The 20,869-nt window shown below is 50.4% G+C and carries 20 protein-coding genes and 1 pseudogene; 10 read left to right on the top strand and 11 right to left on the bottom strand.

What is annotated here, in order from left to right:
• Positions 1–2: 2 nt before the first annotated feature.
• Together NA330_RS00285 and steC are read right to left on the bottom strand one after the other, a co-directional pair.
• On the bottom strand, positions 3–710 hold the full coding sequence (locus NA330_RS00285; protein WP_023241600.1) for an EAL domain-containing protein: 708 nt from the start codon (positions 708–710) through the stop codon (positions 3–5).
• 466 nt (positions 711–1,176) lie between these two features.
• Positions 1,177–2,550, bottom strand: a complete 1,374-nt coding sequence (gene steC / locus NA330_RS00280; RefSeq protein ID WP_024149220.1) for an SPI-2 type III secretion system effector kinase SteC — start codon at positions 2,548–2,550, stop codon at positions 1,177–1,179.
• A gap of 34 nt (positions 2,551–2,584) precedes the next feature.
• On the opposite strand from steC, the gene NA330_RS00275 reads away from it, so the two are divergent.
• The 9 genes and pseudogenes from NA330_RS00275 to osmB all read left to right on the top strand — a co-directional run bounded on the left by NA330_RS00275 (position 2,585) and on the right by osmB (position 11,362).
• A complete protein-coding gene (locus NA330_RS00275) occupies positions 2,585–2,788 on the top strand; it encodes a hypothetical protein (protein ID WP_001518100.1) in 204 nt (67 codons plus the stop codon).
• 103 nt (positions 2,789–2,891) lie between these two features.
• Positions 2,892–3,239, top strand: coding sequence for a hypothetical protein (locus NA330_RS00270; RefSeq protein ID WP_049828068.1), 348 nt, complete (start codon positions 2,892–2,894; stop codon positions 3,237–3,239).
• Positions 3,240–3,356: 117 nt separating this feature from the next.
• Positions 3,357–4,145, top strand: coding sequence for an enoyl-ACP reductase FabI (gene fabI / locus NA330_RS00265; RefSeq protein ID WP_000506501.1), 789 nt, complete (start codon positions 3,357–3,359; stop codon positions 4,143–4,145).
• 199 nt (positions 4,146–4,344) lie between these two features.
• Positions 4,345–5,322, top strand: a pseudogene (locus tag NA330_RS00260) (carboxymuconolactone decarboxylase family protein); the annotation flags it as partial.
• Between the two features lie 244 nt (positions 5,323–5,566).
• A complete protein-coding gene (locus tag NA330_RS00255) occupies positions 5,567–7,501 on the top strand; it encodes an exoribonuclease II (protein ID WP_000485041.1) in 1,935 nt (644 codons plus the stop codon).
• 261 nt (positions 7,502–7,762) lie between these two features.
• Complete coding sequence (pdeR, locus tag NA330_RS00250) at positions 7,763–9,745, top strand: cyclic di-GMP phosphodiesterase (RefSeq protein WP_077943778.1); 1,983 nt, start codon at positions 7,763–7,765, stop codon at positions 9,743–9,745.
• Positions 9,746–9,866: 121 nt separating this feature from the next.
• A complete protein-coding gene (locus NA330_RS00245) occupies positions 9,867–10,046 on the top strand; it encodes a YciZ family protein (protein WP_001279854.1) in 180 nt (59 codons plus the stop codon).
• Positions 10,047–10,132: 86 nt separating this feature from the next.
• Positions 10,133–10,885 carry a DNA-binding transcriptional regulator YciT gene (yciT, locus tag NA330_RS00240; protein ID WP_001088594.1) on the top strand — a complete coding sequence of 251 codons (753 nt, stop codon included), beginning with the start codon at positions 10,133–10,135 and terminating at the stop codon, positions 10,883–10,885.
• A gap of 258 nt (positions 10,886–11,143) precedes the next feature.
• On the top strand, positions 11,144–11,362 hold the full coding sequence (gene osmB, locus NA330_RS00235) for an osmotically-inducible lipoprotein OsmB (RefSeq protein WP_000481166.1): 219 nt from the start codon (positions 11,144–11,146) through the stop codon (positions 11,360–11,362).
• A gap of 119 nt (positions 11,363–11,481) precedes the next feature.
• Here osmB and yciH read toward each other — a convergent pair whose 3' ends face one another.
• From yciH to pgpB, 5 genes are all read right to left on the bottom strand, one after another.
• Positions 11,482–11,808, bottom strand: coding sequence for a stress response translation initiation inhibitor YciH (gene yciH / locus NA330_RS00230; protein WP_001285199.1), 327 nt, complete (start codon positions 11,806–11,808; stop codon positions 11,482–11,484).
• Complete coding sequence (gene pyrF, locus NA330_RS00225) at positions 11,808–12,545, bottom strand: orotidine-5'-phosphate decarboxylase (RefSeq protein ID WP_001537903.1); 738 nt, start codon at positions 12,543–12,545, stop codon at positions 11,808–11,810. Before pyrF ends, yciH begins: the two co-directional genes overlap by 1 nt.
• 190 nt (positions 12,546–12,735) lie before the next feature.
• A complete protein-coding gene (gene lapB / locus NA330_RS00220; protein ID WP_023242287.1) occupies positions 12,736–13,905 on the bottom strand; it encodes a lipopolysaccharide assembly protein LapB in 1,170 nt (389 codons plus the stop codon).
• 6 nt (positions 13,906–13,911) lie between these two features.
• Positions 13,912–14,220, bottom strand: coding sequence for a LapA family protein (locus tag NA330_RS00215; RefSeq protein ID WP_000876301.1), 309 nt, complete (start codon positions 14,218–14,220; stop codon positions 13,912–13,914).
• Between the two features lie 149 nt (positions 14,221–14,369).
• Positions 14,370–15,134, bottom strand: coding sequence for a phosphatidylglycerophosphatase B (gene pgpB / locus NA330_RS00210; protein WP_000948636.1), 765 nt, complete (start codon positions 15,132–15,134; stop codon positions 14,370–14,372).
• Between the two features lie 195 nt (positions 15,135–15,329).
• Between pgpB and ribA the strand changes: the two genes are divergently transcribed.
• Positions 15,330–15,920, top strand: a complete 591-nt coding sequence (gene ribA, locus NA330_RS00205) for a GTP cyclohydrolase II (protein ID WP_001176284.1) — start codon at positions 15,330–15,332, stop codon at positions 15,918–15,920.
• Between the two features lie 55 nt (positions 15,921–15,975).
• Here the strand turns inward: ribA and acnA are convergent, their stop codons facing one another.
• The 4 genes from acnA to cysB form a co-directional block, all read right to left on the bottom strand.
• Complete coding sequence (acnA, locus tag NA330_RS00200; protein WP_023242286.1) at positions 15,976–18,651, bottom strand: aconitate hydratase AcnA; 2,676 nt, start codon at positions 18,649–18,651, stop codon at positions 15,976–15,978.
• A gap of 182 nt (positions 18,652–18,833) precedes the next feature.
• Complete coding sequence (gene ymiC / locus NA330_RS00195; RefSeq protein WP_223156441.1) at positions 18,834–18,926, bottom strand: small membrane protein YmiC; 93 nt, start codon at positions 18,924–18,926, stop codon at positions 18,834–18,836.
• Between the two features lie 280 nt (positions 18,927–19,206).
• Entirely contained in the window at positions 19,207–19,347 is a 141-nt protein-coding gene (locus NA330_RS00190) for a YmiA family putative membrane protein (RefSeq protein ID WP_213083417.1), read from the bottom strand.
• Between the two features lie 280 nt (positions 19,348–19,627).
• Positions 19,628–20,602 (bottom strand): HTH-type transcriptional regulator CysB, encoded by a 975-nt coding sequence (gene cysB / locus NA330_RS00185; protein WP_000776233.1) that lies wholly within the window; start codon positions 20,600–20,602, stop codon positions 19,628–19,630.
• Between the last annotated feature and the right edge of the window lie 267 nt (positions 20,603–20,869).

Below are 20,869 nucleotides of genomic sequence, written 5' to 3'. Positions count from 1 at the left end.
CCTCAGTTCGATTCTCTGAGGGTGTTCATGCGACTGCCCAACAGCAATGTTTCAACCTCTTCTAACGCAACGGAAGGAAATAACGTGCCCTGGGTTGCCCAAATGCCTGCCGTTTTTAACGCCGACAAATAGCGTGCGTTTTCCTGGCCACCCACCACGATCTTGTCACAATAACGCCGGATATGTTTGACGAGCAGCGGAAACGTCATTTTTTCAATTTGTGAGATAAAAAAGCTGCGATCAAGTTTTACGCCGCTAAAACACCCGCAAACTAATGGCGCAGCGGTTGCGTTCCCTACGCCCAGGTCGCCCAGCCATAATAGATTAGGTTGCTTATGAAGCGCGTGTATTAAAGGATCGATTAAGGCGTTATTTTGACATGAAAAATGTTCAGCGACCTGCAGCTCCACAAATAGCATGGCGTGTAGTAATGCGCGAATATCTTTGTCCTGAAGGACAAGCTGCGCCATACCCCGATCGATATTAACGATACAGAACAGGCCGTGGCGTAGAAACCAGCCATGTTTGGCCGCGATTGTCCGCAACAGATCAAGCAGAAAACGGCGCTTCTGCGAATTGTCCCATGACGAGATAACAAACTCAGGGTGTAGCGGACGAGCTGGCGACGATGCAAAATGGGTAATAATTTCGACACCCAGTAAATCCCCCTCCATTGCCCTTATCGGCTCTGCCATAAAAAAATAGCGCATGTGACCACTCCACTTGATCTTAACTCCCTGATAATGCGCTTTTAACGCAAATCAATCAATAAAAACGATCAATATATAAAAAATGATCGAAAAAAACAATATATGTTAACTTCATGATAACTTGCTAATTTTATGTTTTGAGAATGTTCTTCTATTGCTATAAGGAAATTTACATACTACGCCGAACAACGCTAATACGACGGCATGAGACCATCCGTAAAGCCAGGTTTTTCTTGTCAGACAGAGGGGAAAAATCAAGGCGAGTTAATGGTGTTGCACCATCGCGTGGCATTTCACCCACTATGGCAGCGCGGCATCGCCAACCCTAATGGCGAGTTGCATCTCCGCTACAGGCTGTCCAGATCCCCCGAACGACCTTTAAGCGAATAGCAACTCTCAATAATTGATCGGCAAATCTGTAGCGAATGAGCCCCCGGCGATTCGCAGAAAAGAACTGAACTAAATGCTATTTTTTTAATTCATTCTTTAATACCTTAGCCACAAGAGTCCCTTCCTCAGGCGCGGCTAGTTTAAAACGTCTTCCTGGCGCAGGTGTCTGTTCTTCCTCTCCGATTAACGCATCAAGATCCGCAATAAGTGACTTATAATATTCAATATCTTCAGTATTTTCTTCGGTCTCTGCCCGCTTTAATTTTATCAGGTGATGGGCCTTAATTTGCTCTTCCAGTTGCCTTGTTGCAAGAGAAACGCTTCGCTGTTGCCGGGATTCTTGTGACAACACGATTTGATCGCCATCCACAAAGAAAAGAACCCCTTCTTTAATCAGAATATTACCTAAGATATTTATATCATGCATATAAACCCCCCGGGATTTAAGAAGCGCCTCCGCCATTCGATAGTTATCTTCATCTTCAACATCTAACTCCCGACCTTGAATATATTTTGAAACTAAAACCGTAACGTCTTTACCATTAATATTCATGATGGCCGAACGAGAAAAATTCTTGTCGCCATTGGCCATATTCAAATACTTACTGACACGATCAGGATGACAATTACGATGTTCCTGAGAGTTAACATCCACTTTTATTCCCCGCTCATTAATTGGAATTTTAACAACAAAGTCTTCATGTAACCGATAGACTGTCCCATAACTTCCGCTACCTATTTTATTTTTTTCAATATCACGCATGCGAATATTTTTCTGAAACTCCGGCGAGTTAATAAACGCCTCTATTGCCGCTGGTTGTGATGCATCCGTCTGATCAGTAGCGCAGCTCTCATCACCAGACGCCGTGGCGGGCGTGGTCAGGAAGTCTATCAAACGTTGCTCAAAAGCCTCATAGATCCCATTACTACCAGCTTCGCTCGGCGTCAGGTGATTATTACCCAAAGCGGCAAGCGTAATTTCCCCGGAATTATAATTAAACATCGTTTCTTTTAAAAAATCGACGCAACGCTCAGAACACTCCGTCTCGGTCACTAATACTCCATCGTAAAACAGTTTTAGTAGTAACGTATTTTCTTGATACGCTAATACCTCTACAGTGTATTTATCTATTGTTTCAGGTCTGGAGGCATCAATAAGTTTAATATATCCAAGAAGGGGGCGCCATCGTGTACAGTCTTCATCTCGCCTCGAAAATGGTCGTAGCGAGAAAGGCTTCGTAATATCTGGACGCTCGTTTTTTTGGCACAGTAGATTATATATCTCTCTATAATCAGAAATTAAACTTCGACTGGTAAATATATTTCTGAAAAAATCTATGAATTTCTCATACGTTGAAAAAACATGCTCTCTTTTATTATCGATGATATCTCTTAAATACTTTTCTGATATCTGACAACTATGATTTCCGATATGAAATGTAAACGGCATATGTCTCATCCTCTGAAAATTTATTATAATACACATGCAAACATATAAAAACCTGATTTGTAACTACTGTAATCACCTGATTTCCAAAATTTTTCATATCCAGTATTACTCTGCATCAATAAATAGAGAAAACTTACAGCGCCTAAAAAAGAAATTATTTTTGTTAAGCATTTGCTGGTTAAAATTACATGTCTATACCCAAAATAATTCGAGTTGCTTACAGGCGGCAAGGGAGTGAGTCCCCAGGAGCATAGATAACTATGTGACTGGGGTGAGCGACAAATCTGCCGGGAGCAGATTTGAACGTCGCGTGCGACGGCCCGTCAGGGCGAGGCCCATGGATGGGCCGAGTAATCCGTAGCCAACACATAAGCAACTTGAAGTATGAAGGGTATATAACATCGCTAATAGGTGAGGTAAACCATTCGGATGAATATTCTGGCTTCCTACAGAACCTTTATTTGTCTGGTGGAAGGCGCATCGCTATCGTACTTGCTATCCGTCCCTGTGTCTCTGGTTGGATGAGGCGAACCTTACACCAGCTGGTATACTGCACCGTAGGGCCTGTCCCATTAGACTCTTTGATTTGCCAGTTTGGCCCTGGGGAGTGCTCAAAATCCTCAGGGACTTCGTTACCGTGTGGTTTTAGAACGTCACCTGCCGGAGATAGCGGCGGAAAAATAGCGTGACACACGGGGCCAGGAGTGGGATATAATTTCAGACTAATTTCGAATAATGTTGAAAAGTTGCTGTTAACCATTGTTCGTAAAAGCAAAAAATAAGCAATGACTATAAGGATTAAAGCTATGGGTTTTCTTTCCGGTAAGCGCATTCTGGTCACTGGCGTGGCCAGTAAACTGTCCATCGCCTACGGTATCGCACAGGCGATGCACCGCGAAGGAGCTGAACTGGCGTTCACCTACCAGAACGACAAACTGAAAGGCCGCGTAGAAGAATTTGCTGCCCAGCTGGGTTCCAGCATCGTTTTACCGTGTGATGTCGCTGAAGATGCCAGCATTGACGCTATGTTTGCAGAGCTGGGTAACGTTTGGCCGAAATTTGACGGTTTCGTACACTCGATCGGTTTCGCGCCTGGCGATCAGCTGGACGGCGATTATGTTAATGCGGTTACCCGCGAAGGCTTTAAAATCGCTCACGATATTAGCTCTTACAGCTTTGTTGCCATGGCGAAAGCCTGCCGCACCATGCTGAATCCGGGTTCTGCGCTGTTGACCTTGTCTTATCTGGGAGCGGAGCGCGCCATCCCGAACTACAATGTCATGGGTCTGGCGAAAGCCTCTCTGGAAGCCAACGTGCGTTATATGGCAAACGCTATGGGACCGGAAGGGGTTCGCGTCAACGCCATCTCTGCGGGTCCAATCCGCACGCTGGCGGCGTCCGGTATTAAAGACTTCCGTAAAATGCTGGCGCATTGTGAAGCCGTTACGCCAATTCGTCGCACCGTGACTATTGAAGATGTGGGTAACTCAGCGGCGTTTCTGTGCTCCGATCTCTCGGCAGGCATTTCTGGCGAAGTCGTTCATGTTGACGGCGGGTTCAGCATTGCGGCAATGAATGAACTGGAACTGAAGTAAGCGCATTAAGTTTATTAGCGGGCAGCACGGCTGTGCTGCCCCATTCCCCTCACTCACCGCTCATCTCGTTATATAGCGTTCTGATATTTGTTATCACCTAACAATCTTTCATCCCTTTCCCGCATACGCCAGGATAATCCAGCATAAACGATCCGACGCCGAATCATTATCGATCGCCATTTCATCCTCGGGAAACCCTATGGAACAATGCCGAAAAGCGGGTAAAAGCCACTGGTATCATGAAACACAATCCACTATGTCGTCACAAACCCCGCTTTCGCTGATGCCGGAAGCCGCGTATGTTAACGATCGTTTTTTACTGGATTTAACGGTAGCAGAAACCGCGTTGGTGCCTTTTGAGTCATGGTTAAAGCCAGCTCGCCAGTTGGCGGATATCTTATTTCCCCGCACGGTTCTCAACGACCGGCTTCATACGTTTAGCGCCTATGAACGTATGAGCACCGCGCTGACCGCCGCTCAGGTATTTGGGGTTCAGCGTTTGTGCCGCTATTATGCCGCGCGTCTGGCGCCGCTACCTGGCCCTGACGCCTCAAGAGAGAGCAATCAACGGCTGGCGCAAATTACGCAATACGCTCGTCAGCTTGCCGGCTCCCCCTCCGTTATCAATACGCGAGCCCGCGAACAGCTTGCAGAGGTGGGATTAACCGCCCGGGATACCGTACTCATCAATCAGATCATTGGGTTTATCGGTTTTCAGGCGCGGGTAGCGGCGATATTTCAGGCGTTTTGCCGTCTGCCCGTGCGTGAGCTGCCCGGCCAGGAGATGCAGCGCTTTGCCAGGGCCGCGCGGTTTCAAAACCCCCAGACGATATGGCGGCCCGCCGCCAGTCTGGTAGAATATCATCCCGCCCATACCAAAGTTCGGCGGCAATATTCGTCTTCACAATGCCAAATGATGGCGCCGGTACTCATGCGCGATCCGTCTTCATTCGCGTTACTCGAACGCATACTGACCAGCACATTACACACTGCGTCGCCCCCTTCTTTACTTCCACTTATCACGCTCCTCACATCACGTATCAACGGCAGCGCCGCCTGCTTTAACGAACAGGCAACCCAACCTGGCGCGTGGCGTCGCGCTGTCATCACGTTACGCCAGGAAGACGACGACATCGCTCGTTGGGAACTTGAGCCTGCGCTGACACAGGCGATACAATGGCTCACCAGAGCGCCCGATCGCTTTAGCGCCGCGCATTTTTTCCCGCTACTCACCAGGGGAGTTTCATCGGAGCAGGCCATTAATATGTTAGGCTGGTGCGGCGTGTGCGGATGGTTAAATCGTTTAAAAATCGCGTTGGGCGAAACCTATTAACTCATCCATTACTGAAAGAGCGCTTGCTGCGCCAGGCAGAATCGCGTAAAACTGTCAGCCGCTCTTTTGGCTACGAAAATAGACGAATATGTTTCAGGACAACCCGCTGCTAGCGCAGCTTAAACAGCAACTGCATTCCCAGACGCCGCGCGCTGAAGGGGTCGTAAAAGCCACGGAAAAAGGCTTTGGCTTCCTTGAAGTTGACGCGCAAAAAAGCTATTTCATTCCTCCGCCGCAGATGAAAAAAGTGATGCATGGCGATCGTATCGTCGCGGTCATCCACACGGAAAAAGAACGGGAGTCTGCCGAGCCGGAAGAACTGATCGAACCGTTCCTGACGCGCTTTGTGGGAAAAGTTCAGGGTAAAAATGACCGCCTGTCCATCGTGCCGGATCATCCGTTGCTGAAAGACGCGATTCCCTGCCGCGCCGCGCGCGGCGTTCAGCATGAGTTCAAAGAAGGTGACTGGGCGGTTGCCGAAATGCGCCGCCATCCGCTTAAAGGCGACCGTTCGTTTTACGCCGATTTAACGCAGTACATCACCTTTGCCGACGATCACTTTGTTCCCTGGTGGGTTACGCTTGCCCGCCATAACCTGGAAAAAGAAGCGCCGAACGGCGTAGCGACGGAGATGCTGGACGAAGGGCTGGAGCGCCAGGATCTTACCGCGCTGAATTTCGTCACTATCGATAGCGCCAGCACTGAAGATATGGATGACGCGCTTTATGCTGAGGAATTAGCGGACGGCAGACTCCAGCTTACGGTGGCTATCGCCGATCCTACCGCCTGGATTGCCGAAGGCAGTAAGCTGGATAACGCCGCGAAAATTCGCGCCTTCACCAACTACCTGCCGGGCTTCAATATTCCTATGCTGCCACGTGAGCTGTCTGACGATCTGTGCTCACTGCGCGCCAACGAAGTGCGTCCGGCGCTCGCCTGTCGCATGATAATCGCCGCGGACGGCACCATTGACGATGATATCGCCTTTTTTGCGGCCACCATCGAATCGAAGGCCAAGCTGGCGTACGACAATGTCTCCGACTGGCTGGAAAATAACGGCACCTGGCAGCCGGATAACGAAGGCATTGCCCAGCAGATTCGTCTGTTGCACCGTATTTGTCTAAGCCGCAGTGAGTGGCGTCATCATCATGCGTTAGTCTTTAAAGACCGCCCGGATTACCGCTTTGTGCTTGGCGAAAAAGGCGAAGTACTGGATATTGTGGCGGAACCGCGCCGTATCGCTAACCGTATCGTAGAAGAGTCGATGATCGCCGCTAACCTTTGTGCCGCGCGCGTACTGCGCGATAAGCTCGGTTTCGGTATTTACAACGTACATACGGGCTTCGATCCCGCGAATGCCGACGCGCTGGCCGCGCTGCTGAAAACGCATGGTCTGCATGTCGATGCCGAAGAGGTGCTGACGCTGGAAGGCTTCTGTAAACTGCGTCGCGAACTGGATGCGCAGCCCTCCGGTTTCCTTGACAGCCGCATTCGTCGCTTCCAGTCTTTTGCGGAAATCAGTACCGAGCCGGGGCCGCATTTCGGTCTTGGTCTTGAGGCTTATGCCACCTGGACCTCTCCCATCCGTAAGTATGGCGATATGATTAACCATCGCCTGCTGAAAGCGGTCATCAAGGGGGAAGCTATTGCGCGTCCGCAGGAAGATATCACCCAGCAAATGGCGGAACGCCGTCGCCTGAACCGCATGGCGGAGCGCGATGTCGGCGACTGGTTATATGCACGCTTCCTTAACGATAAGGCGGGGACAAATACCCGTTTCGCGGCAGAAATTATTGACGTCAGCCGTGGTGGTATGCGTGTGCGACTGGTCGATAACGGCGCTATCGCCTTTATCCCTGCCCCGTTCCTGCACGCCGTTCGCGATGAACTGGTATGCAGCCAGGAAAACGGTACGGTACAGATTAAAGGTGAGACGGTTTATAAAGTGACGGATGTCATTGATGTCACTATTGCGGAAGTTCGCATGGAAACCCGCAGCATTATTGCCCGACCGGCAGCGTAACCACGCTTAGCTCGCTCAACGGCCTTTGCTGAGAAGGCAAAGGCCGTTTCTTTTCTTCTTCTCCCTTCCGTCATGCTCTAAGTTTAATCTTATTCAAGCGCCCCATTTCTTGTTATTTTTAGCTGGCGACTATGCTTTTTCCAGAATCTGGATTACATATGAATACATAGATAAAACAATACGTTCAGCCATAATTACCCTTATTTATAACATGGCTAACCTTTCTTTTCGGGCACCTGGCGCTTAAATGGGATGGTACGCATGATGAAACAGATTCAGGAACAAACGGCGCTAAATCCCCTTCACTCTTACTGGCGTCTGGCTGATGACCGCAACGTGCTGTATCTCTCCCCGACAGGTGAAACGGATGCAGAAAAAACGGTTGAGCTATCGCCGGAACAAGCCGGGCGTATCCGGGAAATAACGGCGATTACGTCCAGTCTGCTGATAACGTTGTTGATAGAAAAACAGGTTACCGCTGTGCACCTGGTAGGCCGTAAGATTAATAACCGTGAATGGGCTGGCAGCCTGGCAACCTGGCCTGATACGCCTGCCGTCGCGCCAACGCAGGCGCAAGAGCTCTCTTTTGCCGAGCAAATCGTATCAGAAGCCAACTCAGTCATTGCGATACTGGATAGTCGGGGAAAAATCTGTCGATTTAATCGGTTATGCGAAGAGTACACAGGCTTAAAAGAGCGAGATGTAATTGGTCAAAGCGTCTTTAAATTATTTATGAGCCGCCGGGAGGCGGTTGCCTCCCGGCACTACATTGAGAATTTTTTTCGCAATGGCAATGCCTATGAAATCGAACGCTGGATAAAGACCCGTAAAGGCCAACGCCTGTTCTTATTTCGTAATAAATTCGTCCATAACGGTAGCGGAAAAAACGAAATTTTCCTGATCTGCGCAGGCACGGATATCACCGAAGAAAGGCGGGCTCAGGAGCGTTTACGCATACTGGCGAATACAGACACCGTCACCGGCCTGCCCAATCGCAATGCTATTCATGAATTTATTAATCATGCTATTGCCTCGGCTGGCGAGTCGCAGGTGGGTATCGTTTATCTCGATCTGGATAACTTCAAGAAAATTAATGACGCCTATGGGCATATGTTTGGCGATCAGCTCTTACAGGCCGTTTCGCTGGCGCTGTTGAGTTGTCTGGAGGAAGATCAATTGCTGGCCAGACTGGGGGGAGATGAATTCATTGTCCTCGCTGCCCATACGTCTCAGGCCGCGCTGGAAGCAGTAGCCTCACGAATCCTTACCCGTCTGCGGCAACCGTTTCGTATTGGACTCATTGAAGTTTACACGGGATGCGCCATTGGCATTTCGTTGGCCCCCCGGCACGGACAGGACAGCGACAGTCTCATTCGCACTGCCGACACCGCAATGTATAACGCCAAAGAAGGCGGCCGCGGTCAGTTCTGCGTTTTTTCGCCGGAAATGAATCAGCGCGTATTTGACTATCACTGGCTGGATACAAACCTGCGAAAAGCGCTGGAAAACGACCAGTTACTTATTCACTATCAGCCCAAAATTACCTGGCGCGGCGAAGTACGTAGCCTGGAAGCGCTGGTACGCTGGCAATCGCCGGAACGCGGATTAATTCCGCCGCTGGAGTTCATCTCATATGCCGAAGAGTCAGGACTCATCGTCCCGCTGGGCCGCTGGGTGATTCTTGATGTGGTTCGCCAGATTGCGAAATGGCGCGATAAGGGGATTAACTTGCGCGTAGCCGTTAACTTTTCGGCGCGACAACTGGCCGACCAGACGCTTTTTACTGCGCTTAAACAGGCTTTGTACGATCTGAATTTTGAGTATTGCCCGATCGATGTCGAGCTAACGGAAAGCTGCCTGATTGAAAACGACACGCTGGCGCTATCGGTTATCCAGCAATTTAGTCAGCTCGGCGCTCAGATTCATCTGGATGATTTTGGCACCGGGTATTCTTCGCTTTCTCAACTCGCCCGGTTCCCTATTGATGCCGTTAAACTGGATCAGGCTTTCGTCAGAGATATCCATAAACAACCGCTGTCGCAATCTCTGGTTCGGGCGATTGTCGCGGTGGCTCAGGCGCTAAATTTACAAGTGATTGCCGAAGGCGTAGAAAATGCTAAAGAAGATGCCTTCCTGACAAAAAACGGCGTCAATGAACGACAGGGCTTTTTATTCGCCAAACCTATGCCCGCCGTTTCTTTTGAACGCTGGTACAAACGTTATCAGACGAGAAAAATGCGTTAATGGCGGCGATAATAGGGAGAACAGCCTGTGCAGACAGGTATAGCCCTATTTTTCCCTTCTCTTTTCAGATTAATTTCTGCATCATGAATTGAAACCTTTTCTGACATTAAGGATGACAAACATGTCTGATATCGAAGCACAACGAATTGCCGCACGCATTGATACCGTGCTGGATATCCTTGTTGCTGGCGATTACCACTCGGCCATCAATAACCTTGAAATATTGAGAGCAGAGCTGTTAGATCAGGTTAAAGACGGTATCTCGCCATCCCAGGCTCCCGGGTCGCCCTGGGAAATCTGATAGCGATTATTTGTCCGGGATGGCCGTTAGCCCTTCCCGGCTCTCTGACTGTCTGTTGACTCCTCTTAACGTATAAAATTAATACTATGAACTCCCGACAACAATCAATTTTGCAAATGGTGGTTGATAAAGGCCAGATGAGCGTTGCTGAACTGGCGAAAATTACCGGCGTATCTGAAGTCACGATTCGTCAGGATCTGAATACCCTGGAAAAGCAGAGCTATTTACGCCGTGCGCACGGTTTCGCCGTTTCGCTTGAGAGCGATGACGTAGAGACTCGCATGATGACGAACTACACGCTAAAACGCCGACTGGCGGAGTTCGCCGCCTCGCTGGTCAGTCCAGGGGAATCCGTTTTTATTGAAAATGGCAGCAGCAATGCGCTATTGGCCCGGACGCTGGCGGAACAAAAAGATGTCACGATCATCACCGTGAGCAGTTATATCGCGCATCTGCTCAAAGAGACCCCTTGCGAAGTCATTCTCCTCGGTGGAATCTATCAGAAAAAAAGTGAAAGCATGGTAGGGCCGTTGACGCGACAGTTTATCCATCAAGTGCATTTCAGCAAAGCATTTATCGGTATTGATGGCTGGCAGGCTGATACCGGCTTTACCGGACGCGATATGATGCGATCGGATGTGGTTAACGCTGTTCTGGAAAAAGGCTCAGAAGCGATTGTCCTCACCGACAGCTCCAAATTTGGCTGTGTGCATCCCTATCCCCTGGGCCCGCTCTCTCGCTTCCATCGTGTCATTACGGATTCCAGAATTTCCGCCAGCGATCAAATGCAGTTAGAACATGCGGGGCTGCTAGTCAATGTTATTGGCTCATCCGTTTAAAATATTTCCCGATGGTTTGCCCTATGGCAAATCATCCTCTCTCTAAGACTTTTCTGACATCCCAATTAAGACTATTTACCTGTTGTAACGAGCGTAACGTCGTAAAATTAATATTAGCGAAATAACAGGAAGTGACTATCACCTGCGTGATATACCCCTGCGCAATCAGGTTTTACGGAAAATCTCTTAACAGGTTTTATTTTAACTATAGTTATAGTGAGCTTAATTCCGTGAATCGTTAATTCAGGAGAGAGTATTATGTTTATGACGAGCAAAAAAATGGCCGCTGCTGTGCTGGCAATCACCGTAGCAATGTCTCTGAGCGCCTGCTCAAACTGGTCCAAGCGCGATCGCAACACGGCTATTGGCGCAGGTGCGGGGGCGTTAGGCGGCGCAGTGTTAACGGACGGCAGTACATTAGGCACCCTGGGCGGCGCGGCGGTCGGCGGCGTGATTGGTCACCAGGTTGGAAAATAATCCAGACGTTTAAATATTGAACGGCTCAAAATAATACGTTTATTCTTTTCAGGTCTGGATTACAAAAATAGACAAAGTTGACTTTTACGCCACGGTAATTTACAACCGTGGCGTTTTCATTAGCCGCCAGCTAATTTTACTTTCATTCCTTTAGCTTCCAGCAATGATTTTATCAAGTCGCGTTTATCACCCTGAATTTCAATAATTCCTTCTTTTACTGCCCCGCCACAGCCGCATTTTTTCTTCAGTTCAGCCGCCAGTTTGGTTAATTCAGCATCATTCATCTCGATACCGGTAATCAAACATACGCCTTTACCCTTACGGCCACTGGTTTGACGCTGAATGCGAACGATACCATCCCCTTTGGGACGAACCGGCGCCGTTTTAGGTTCTTCAATGCGCCCCGTCTGTGTTGAATAAACCAGACGACTATTGGAATCGCTCATTATGCCTCCCGTTTCAGTGACGCGTTAATATCCTTGAGCGTTTGCGCCGGATCTACCGATTGCGTAACCGGGCGGCCAATCACCATATAGTCGACGCCGGCGGATAATGCCTGTTCGGGCGTCATAATGCGTCGCTGGTCGCCTGCCTCGCTGCCTGCGGGCCGAATGCCCGGCGTCACCAGCTTAAATGCAGCGCCAAAGGCCTGTTTAAATCTGACCGCTTCCTGAGCGGAACAGACTACGCCATCCAGCCCGCATTGCTGCGTCAGGCGCGCCAGCCGCTCCGCATGTTCCGCCGGTGACAACGTCACGCCCAGATCGCGCAGATCGCTGGTTTCCATACTGGTCAACACGGTCACGGCAATGAGTAACGGCGCATCTTTACCGAATGGCGCCAGCGCGTCGCGCGCTGCGGCCATCATTCTCGCCCCGCCAGACGCGTGAACGTTTACCATCCAGACACCCAGGTCTGCCGCTGCGGCGACTGCCCGGGCCGTGGTGTTGGGAATATCATGAAATTTTAGATCAAGAAAGACATCAAACCCACGCTGCTGGAGATCCCGAACGAGCTGTGGACCAAACAGCGTGAACATCTCTTTGCCCACTTTTAAGCGACAATCGCGAGGATCGATTTTATCGACAAACGCCAGGGCTTTATCGCGTTCATGGTAATCCAACGCCACAACGACAGGCGATTCAGTAATAGCGCAGGAAGAAGATGAAGCAGTAAACGTCATGACCAGACCTTCTTGATGATGGGCACCGGAAGTGGCGCAAATTGGATAAACGGCGTGCATTCTACCTGCGGCGCAGGGAAATTAACAGGTTCGATTGACAACCTGATAAGCCCTGCCTGCCGATGCCAGCGTCGTTTCTAGCTTTACATCATTAAGTATGTTGTAACTAAATTGAAGCTTTTTTTATATACTACTGCCCATCAAGTCCGCGAATAGGTTTAATGGTCGACCATGCCCGGCAGGACGGACAGTGCCAGTACAAGGTATAGGCGGTAAAACCGCATTTCTGACAACGATACCGCGGTTTACTGCGCACCTGCTCGCCAACCATATCACGCAGTACCATCAGGCTCTCTTTCGCTCGCCCTTCTTCCGCCTCGTTGAGATGGTAATCCATCAGCTTATGGAACACCCGCATGGTAGGATGTCGCTGTAGCTGACGCGTGATATAGACTTGAGCTGCGTCACTACCTTCACGCGCTTCCAGAATATCGGCAAGCATTAACTCAGCGCCAGCACCGGTATTCTCCTCAACGGCGCGACGTAAAAACTCCGCCCACTCGGCATTTTTACCGAGCTGTTGATAACAGGTTTGCAGCATCTCCAGCGTTTCGCTGACCAGCTCTTTATCCTGAACGATCACCCGTTGCAGGCTTTCGACCGCTCTGGCGTAATCCCCTCTCGCCATATAAACGCGCCCCATCATGATAGACACCCGGGCGCTATTTTTATCTGCGGCGGCACCTTTTTTCAGCAACGCCATCGCGCGATCCATGTCGTCGTTGCCCATCTGCTGTAACGCTAACTCACAGTAAAAGTGGGCGATTTCGATACGCTGTTTATCTTTGCCCAGTTTCACCAGCCGTTCTGCTACTTCGATCGCCTTTTGCCAGTCGCTGGTTAGCTGATAGATTTGCAAGAGCTGCTGTAACGCGCCTACGCGAAATTCCGTTTCGTCGGTAAGTTGGTTAAACATATCTTCCGCGCGGTCATATAAACCGGCGGCCATATAGTCGCGCCCCAGTTGCTGAACAGCCAGTAAACGCTGTTCATAGGTCAATGAAGCGCTTTCCATAAGCGTTTGATGAATACGAATGGCGCGATCGACTTCGCCGCGAGAGCGAAACAGATTACCGAGAGTGAGATGAGCCTCAACGGTGCCCGTATCCTCTTTAAGCATATCGAGGAACAGATCCACCGCTTTATCTTGTTGGTTACTCAGCAGGAAGTTAACCCCTGCGACATAATCGCGCGACAGGCGGTTAGCTTCATCCTGTTTTGTTTGTTGCGCACTTCTGCGACCCATATACCACCCATAGGCAGCGGCTACAGGCAACAGCAGAAATAACAACTCCAACATAAATGATTATTCCTTTACAACCGACGAATCGGCAGGGACCGCAACGTCGGTTGCTGGCGAGAGCTTGTTTTCCAGTCGTTTAATTTTACGTTCAGCGCGGGCAAGGGAAACGCGGACCCGCAGCCAGAACAGGCCGCAAATCAGCCAGCCAATCGCAAAACCGACGGCGAACAACACAGCAAGCAACGTGGAGATACGATACTCCCCTTGCGCCAGCAGGTAGTTAAACGTCACCTGTTGATCATTCTGCGCGCCCAGCGTCACCGAAATAACAAAAATCGCCAATACCAGTAAGAAAATGAGTAAATATTTCACATTACTTCCCGTTATGTGGTTTGCGCGAATAAATCGTGTCCAACTTACCGCATCCAGCCTTCTAAATTACCATTTTCCCGCCTCGCGCGAAATGGAAATGCGCCCGCCATCAGATGATTTAAGGGCAATAGTCAGAAAATCAACCGTTGTCAGCTTTCCTGCTCGCGTTCAGCAATTTCTTGCGCTTCTTCACGAGGCGGCATAAGCGGCCCGCAAATTCGCTGCGCCAGCCAGGTCGCCAGGGTAACTAATAGCCAGGAGATGAGCGTGGCGACCACTAAATCTCGCGGCCAGTGCATTCCCAGAAGCAAACGGCTGCCCATTACGCCGGTCGCCCAGACTAACAAAAACGCGATGGTGAAAGTCCGTCTGCGCGGCCATAACAGACCCACGGCCAAAAGCGCCCAGCTCGCTGCAAACATGGTGTGTCCGGAGGGAAACGCAAAGCCCGTCTCTTTTTGCCAGTGCTGACGCAGGAAAACGGGGATGTTCTGTTGCCCGGCCAACTGCTCTTTCACTAAATGTCCGCGTTCTGTACGCTTTAAAGTGTAGAACTCATCGACGGGAATATGGTGCGTTTTTTCAAGCCAGACCACAAATGGCCGCGGCTCCTGTACGCGCTCCTTTACCCATGACTTCACGCCCTGCCCGACGATAATCGCCCCACCGAGAATCGCAAACAGCATAATGGCGGCGCGCAGGCGAAATCGCAGGCACCATAAGAACCATCCACAAAGAATCACATGCGTGATAACGCCCCAGGGTTTGGTCACGGTTTCCGTTATCCAGAATAGCGTTTTTAGCCACCAGACCTGGTGTCCTGGCTGCCACTGCCAGCCTGATACCCATACGGCAAGCGGCATGATAAGCAACAGGGCGGCTCCTGCCGCGGTGCGCTTCGCAATTGAAAGCATGGATGCTCCTTTTATAAGTAAGTATCACAATCATAACTGAAAATTCTCGCCGGACTGGAAAATTGACAAATTTGTGCCATTCCTGAGCAATTACGTGGTAGTGATTAGGTGATGTCCGCCGCCTTATGGCAAAATAGCGGGATACAAGCCAACAGGCGACGACACCGCAGGCGTCAGCATAATCTGGAGAAATACATGCAGCTTAAACGTGTGGCAGAAGCCAAACTGCCAACCCCATTGGGTGACTTTCTGATGGTGGGATTTGAAGAACTGGCAACCGGACACGACCATGCCGCGCTGGTTTTTGGCGATATTTCAGGTAAAACGCCGGTCTTGGCTCGCGTTCATTCCGAATGTCTTACCGGGGACGCGCTTTTTAGTCTGCGCTGTGATTGTGGTTTTCAACTGGAAGCCGCGCTGACGCATATTGCGGAAGAAGGACGCGGTATTCTGATTTACCACCGTCAGGAAGGCCGCAATATCGGCCTGCTTAATAAAATTCGCGCTTATGCGTTACAGGATCAAGGCTATGACACGGTGGAGGCTAATCATCAGCTCGGCTTTGCCGCCGATGAGCGTGATTTCACCCTGTGCGCGGATATGTTCAAATTACTGGGCGTGGATGAAGTTCGCCTGCTGACCAATAATCCGAAGAAAGTCGAAATACTGACCGAGGCGGGAATTAATATCGTCGAACGCGTTCCGCTCATTGTGGGTCGTAATCCAAATAATGAGCATTATCTCGATACTAAAGCGGCCAAAATGGGCCACCTGCTAAGCAAGTAAGCCACCGGTATTAAAGCGCGGGCCTGCCTGTTTACGGCAGGCCCGATAAACGGCTTTAGTTCAGCATATTTCTAATGACATAGTGCAATATGCCGTCATTCTGGTAGTAAGTCAGCTCGGTGGCGGTATCAATGCGACAGCGACAAGGCACCGTTTCTTTGCTGCCGTCCGCTCTCGTTAACATAACCGGAATGGTCGCGCCAGGGCGCAGGTTTTGCAGATCCGCGATATCAATCACCTCTTCCCCGGTCAGTCCCAGCGTTTTACGCGTTACGCCCTGTGGAAACTCCAGCGGCAGGATCCCCATCCCAATCAGGTTTGAGCGGTGGATACGTTCGAACGACTCGGCGATCACCACGCGAATACCTAACAGCCGCGGACCTTTTGCCGCCCAGTCACGGCTCGATCCCGACCCATACTCTTTCCCGGCAATTACCGCCAGCGGCGTTTTTTCCTGCTGGTAGAGCATCGCGGCATCATAAATCGACATCGCTTCCGTACCCGGCAAATGCCGCGTCATCCCACCTTCGACGCCGGGCAGCATTTCGTTGCGAATACGAATATTGGCGAACGTACCGCGCATCATCACTTCATGGTTGCCGCGCCGTGATCCATAAGAGTTAAAATCCTTCCGCTCAACGCCGTGGTTTTGCAGATAGCGTCCGGCGGGACTGTCCGGCTTGATACTGCCGGCCGGAGAAATATGGTCGGTCGTTACCGAATCCCCCAGCATCGCCAGGATACGCGCGCCGTGGATATCTTTGACTGGCGCAGGCTGGGCCTGCATTTCATCAAAGAAAGGCGACAGGCGAATATAGGTTGAATCCGACTGCCAGCCGTAGGTATCGGACGATTCAACCTGAATCGATTTCCATTCTTCCGTGCCCTCAAACACTTCCGCATACTCTTTACGGAACATATCCGATGATACCAGTTCAACGGCGCGGGCAATTTCCTGCGCCGAAGGCCAGATATCCTTCAGGTATACCGGATCGCCTTTACGATCGTACCCCAGCGGGTCTGTCGCGAGGTTAATATTCATGTTTCCGGCCAGCGCATACGCGACCACCAGCGGCGGCGACGCCAGCCAGTTCGTTTTCACCAACGGATGGATACGCCCTTCAAAATTTCGGTTACCGGAAAGTACGGCCCCTACCGTCAGATCGCCTTTTTTAATCGCGGTCTCAATAGGCTCAGGCAACGGACCGGAGTTCCCGATACAGGTCGTACAGCCATAACCGACCAGGTTAAAACCGAGCTCATCCAGATAAGGCGTAAGTTTGGCCTGCGCCAGATAGTCAGATACCACTTTTGACCCCGGCGCCAGAGAAGCCTTGACCCACGGTTGACGCTTCAACCCCAGCGTTACTGCTTTTTTCGCCAGTAATCCCGCCGCCATCAGCACGCTGGGATTCGAGGTATTCGTGCAGGAGGTGATGGCGGCAATGACGACAGCGCCATCCGGAAGCTGATATGGCTGTCCGTTCATCGTATAGTCAACCGGCTGGCGATCTTTTTGCGCGGTATTCAGCTCCAGCTCGGCGCTGGCGGCAAAGGCTTTCGGCACATCGCCTAACGCCACGCGATCCTGCGGGCGTTTCGGCCCGGCCAGACTGGCCTCGACATCGCCCATATCCAGTTCCAGAGTACTGGTAAATACCGGTTCGTCTCCGGGATTGCGCCACATTCCCTGCGCCTTCGCGTAGGCTTCAACCAGCTCGACCAGATCGTCGCTACGCCCGCTTAATCGCATATATTCCAGGGTGATGGCGTCAATGGGGAAAAAACCACAGGTGGCGCCATATTCCGGCGACATATTAGCGATGGTCGCGCGATCCGCCAACGGCAGCGAATCCAGACCATCACCATAAAATTCAACAAATTTACCCACGACACCATGCTTACGCAGCATTTGCGTGACGGTTAGCACCAGGTCAGTGGCGGTGATCCCCTCCCGAAGTTTACCGGTTAACTTAAAGCCGACGACATCCGGGATAAGCATCGACACGGGCTGACCAAGCATCGCCGCTTCCGCTTCGATACCGCCCACGCCCCACCCCAATACGCCCAGACCATTAATCATGGTCGTATGGGAGTCAGTCCCCACCAGCGAGTCCGGGTAAGCAATCCACTCCCCGTCCTGTAATTCGCTCCAGACGGCTTTACCCAGGTATTCCAGGTTAACCTGATGGCAAATGCCGGTTCCGGGCGGCACCACGCTGAAACGGCTGAATGCCTGCTTTCCCCATTTCAGGAACATATAACGCTCATGGTTACGTTCCATTTCCAGCCGCACGTTTTCTTCAAACGCATCGTCATCGCCGAAATGATCGACCGTCACAGAGTGGTCAATAACCAGATCAACCGGCGATAACGGGTTCACTTTCGACGTATCGCCGCCGAGGCGTTTAACGGCTTCACGCATCGCCGCCAGGTCGACAACGGCAGGCACGCCGGTAAAGTCCTGCATCAGGACACGGGCGGGCCGCCAGGCAATTTCACGATCGGCATGGGCATTTTTAAGCCAACCGGCCAGCGCCTGAATATCTTCATCAGTCACAGATTCGCCGTCCTGCCAGCGCAACAGGTTTTCCAGTAACACTTTAAGTGATTTGGGCAAACGGGCGATATCGCCCAGGGATTTGGCAGCCAGCGGCAGACTGTAGTAATGATACGTTTTATCTTTGGCCTGCAATGTATCCTTACTGGCTTCTCGTAGGGTTGACGACATAGCTCCTCCTTAAATGACAGGGTTGCGTTACCCTGATTCTCCACAGGGTTGTATTAAAGATAACACAAACAAAATGTAACGTTTTGATAACAACCCAAATTGCTAAAAGAGGAGAAACCTAACAGGCGAGGAACGAAGATGAAAAAGCCCGATAAATAACGCATTATCGGGCTTTGACGAGATTAGACGGCAATCCAGATTAACTCGACCCAGAACAGTAGCGATAATATAAACGCGCCAGTCCATGACCAATACTTTATATTTGACGTTAACATAGGCGACACCAACTGTGTTTAATCAATACTGAGAGGCGCTCAGCACACGGTTGCTGCGGTGTAATAAGACAGCGTTAATAAAACAGTAACGCCAATAAAAAGACGGATATTATTTTTGTGACACCTCATCAGCAAAAGCATCAATAAATGCCCGCTGCTGCGGTGTGAGCGTCCAGTGTTGCGGAACAGACCGAAAAACGGTCGTATCCGGGGTGTTATCATCGTCACACGATTGAATCGGGGGCGCGATCACGCGCTCGCGTTCCGACGTAATGCTCACTTAGCCCCACCAATGCCAGATAACAAGCGCTACCACTACCCAGAACAGCGCAGAACCCACAAAAACCGCCAGCCATGCTTTACGTTTGAGCTCAGGGTCGCGGCGCGGTTCCTGGTTTTCAGAAGGCATTACTAACCTCATGCTATCGGTATCACTTATCATTTCAGCACCAAACAATCGGTACAATTAATCATCAGATGAGACAAATCCTAAATAAACTTTAGTCAAAAATCCAGTCAATTTACGAATCGTTGCCAGTGAATAAATCAATCTTTTGACTCAAGATAACTATTTGGAAAAAGAAACTGGCGGGACGGGTAATTCAACACTATTTTGCTGATCATTACCCGTAATACTTAGAGGGATATTGCAAAAGGCGGCTTTGTCTGCGATGCCACTACGACACAAACCGACGATGCTATTACTTTTCAGGCAGCTTTATATCCTGAAACATCGCTTCAATTTCTTCATTAGAACGCAACGCCACCGCCGTATCCACCACGTCACGCGTCAGATGCGGCGCAAAACGCTGGATAAAATCATACATATAGCTGCGTAAAAAAGTACTACGGCGAAAACCAATTTTTGTGGTGCTGTGGCTAAAAATATCGTGCGCGTCAATCCGCACTAAATCAGGATCGGCAAGCGGATCGACCGCCATGCTGGCAATGACGCCAACGCCCAGCCCCAACCTGACATAGGTTTTAATCACATCCGCATCGGTTGCAGTAAAGACGATCCGCGGCGTTAATCCTGCGCGATTAAAAGCGGTATCCAGTTCGGAACGCCCGGTAAAGCCGAAGGTATACGTCACCAGCGGATACTGCGCCAGCGCTTCAATCGTTACGGAAGACGTTGCCGCCAATGGATGATCCGGCGTCACCACTATCGAACGGTTCCAGTGATAGCATGGCAACATCACCAGATCGTCATATAAATGCAGCGCTTCCGTGGCAATCGCGAAATCGGCGTTCCCTTTCGATACCGCTTCCGCAATCTGCGTTGGCGACCCCTGGTGCATATGCAGCGAAACGCGCGGGTAACGCTCGATGAAGCCTTTAATCACGCCTGGCAATGCGTAACGCGCCTGAGTATGGGTAGTGGCAATATAGAGCGAGCCTTTATCCGGCCAGGTATGCTCGCCGGCGACCGACTTAATGGCATCGACTTTGGAAAGCACCTCACGCGCAATACGAATAATCTCCTGACCTGCGGGCGTCACCTGAGTCAGATGCTTACCGCTGCGGGCGAAAATCTGGATGCCAAGCTCATCTTCCAGCATCCTAACCTGCTTACTGATCCCCGGCTGGGAAGTATACAACCCCTCAGCGGTAGAGGAGACGTTAAGGTTATGATTAACCACTTCAACAATGTAACGAAGCTGCTGCAATTTCATAATACATCATCCAGATTAGCGCCATCAGGCCATCGTTTATCTGCAGACATCATTGGGCTGCTAATACGATTTAATAATAAAAAAGGTGTTAACTATAACCACTATATCATTTATATCTGAACTGTATAGCCAGCGCGATAAAATAATAAGCCCGCTATACCCAAAATAATTCGAGTGATTAAAGGCAACAAGGGAGTGAGTTCCCAGGAGCATAGATAACGATGTGACTGGGGGGAGCGACAAATCTGCCGGAAGCAGATTTGAACG

Source organism: Salmonella sp. NW722 (genome assembly GCF_051702785.1).
GTDB classification, from domain to species: Bacteria; Pseudomonadota; Gammaproteobacteria; order Enterobacterales; family Enterobacteriaceae; genus Salmonella; species Salmonella enterica.
The sequence above is the reverse complement of the archived record's forward strand: the minus strand, read 5'-3'. Positions and strand labels throughout refer to the sequence as shown.

Bases quoted from the DNA above. Each gene is read 5' to 3' on its own strand.
- NA330_RS00285 (WP_023241600.1), bottom strand. From the start codon at position 710: ATGCGCTATTTTTTTATGGCAGAGCCGATAAGGGCAATGGAGGGGGAT.
- steC (WP_024149220.1), bottom strand. From the start codon at position 2,550: ATGCCGTTTACATTTCATATCGGAAATCATAGTTGTCAGATATCAGAA.
- NA330_RS00275 (WP_001518100.1), top strand. From the start codon at position 2,585: ATGCAAACATATAAAAACCTGATTTGTAACTACTGTAATCACCTGATT.
- NA330_RS00270 (WP_049828068.1), top strand. From the start codon at position 2,892: ATGGGCCGAGTAATCCGTAGCCAACACATAAGCAACTTGAAGTATGAA.
- fabI (WP_000506501.1), top strand. From the start codon at position 3,357: ATGGGTTTTCTTTCCGGTAAGCGCATTCTGGTCACTGGCGTGGCCAGT.
- NA330_RS00255 (WP_000485041.1), top strand. From the start codon at position 5,567: ATGTTTCAGGACAACCCGCTGCTAGCGCAGCTTAAACAGCAACTGCAT.
- pdeR (WP_077943778.1), top strand. From the start codon at position 7,763: ATGATGAAACAGATTCAGGAACAAACGGCGCTAAATCCCCTTCACTCT.
- NA330_RS00245 (WP_001279854.1), top strand. From the start codon at position 9,867: ATGTCTGATATCGAAGCACAACGAATTGCCGCACGCATTGATACCGTG.
- yciT (WP_001088594.1), top strand. From the start codon at position 10,133: ATGAACTCCCGACAACAATCAATTTTGCAAATGGTGGTTGATAAAGGC.
- osmB (WP_000481166.1), top strand. From the start codon at position 11,144: ATGTTTATGACGAGCAAAAAAATGGCCGCTGCTGTGCTGGCAATCACC.
- yciH (WP_001285199.1), bottom strand. From the start codon at position 11,808: ATGAGCGATTCCAATAGTCGTCTGGTTTATTCAACACAGACGGGGCGC.
- pyrF (WP_001537903.1), bottom strand. From the start codon at position 12,545: ATGACGTTTACTGCTTCATCTTCTTCCTGCGCTATTACTGAATCGCCT.
- lapB (WP_023242287.1), bottom strand. From the start codon at position 13,905: ATGTTGGAGTTGTTATTTCTGCTGTTGCCTGTAGCCGCTGCCTATGGG.
- pgpB (WP_000948636.1), bottom strand. From the start codon at position 15,134: ATGCTTTCAATTGCGAAGCGCACCGCGGCAGGAGCCGCCCTGTTGCTT.
- ribA (WP_001176284.1), top strand. From the start codon at position 15,330: ATGCAGCTTAAACGTGTGGCAGAAGCCAAACTGCCAACCCCATTGGGT.
- acnA (WP_023242286.1), bottom strand. From the start codon at position 18,651: ATGTCGTCAACCCTACGAGAAGCCAGTAAGGATACATTGCAGGCCAAA.
- ymiC (WP_223156441.1), bottom strand. From the start codon at position 18,926: ATGTTAACGTCAAATATAAAGTATTGGTCATGGACTGGCGCGTTTATA.
- NA330_RS00190 (WP_213083417.1), bottom strand. From the start codon at position 19,347: ATGAGGTTAGTAATGCCTTCTGAAAACCAGGAACCGCGCCGCGACCCT.
- cysB (WP_000776233.1), bottom strand. From the start codon at position 20,602: ATGAAATTGCAGCAGCTTCGTTACATTGTTGAAGTGGTTAATCATAAC.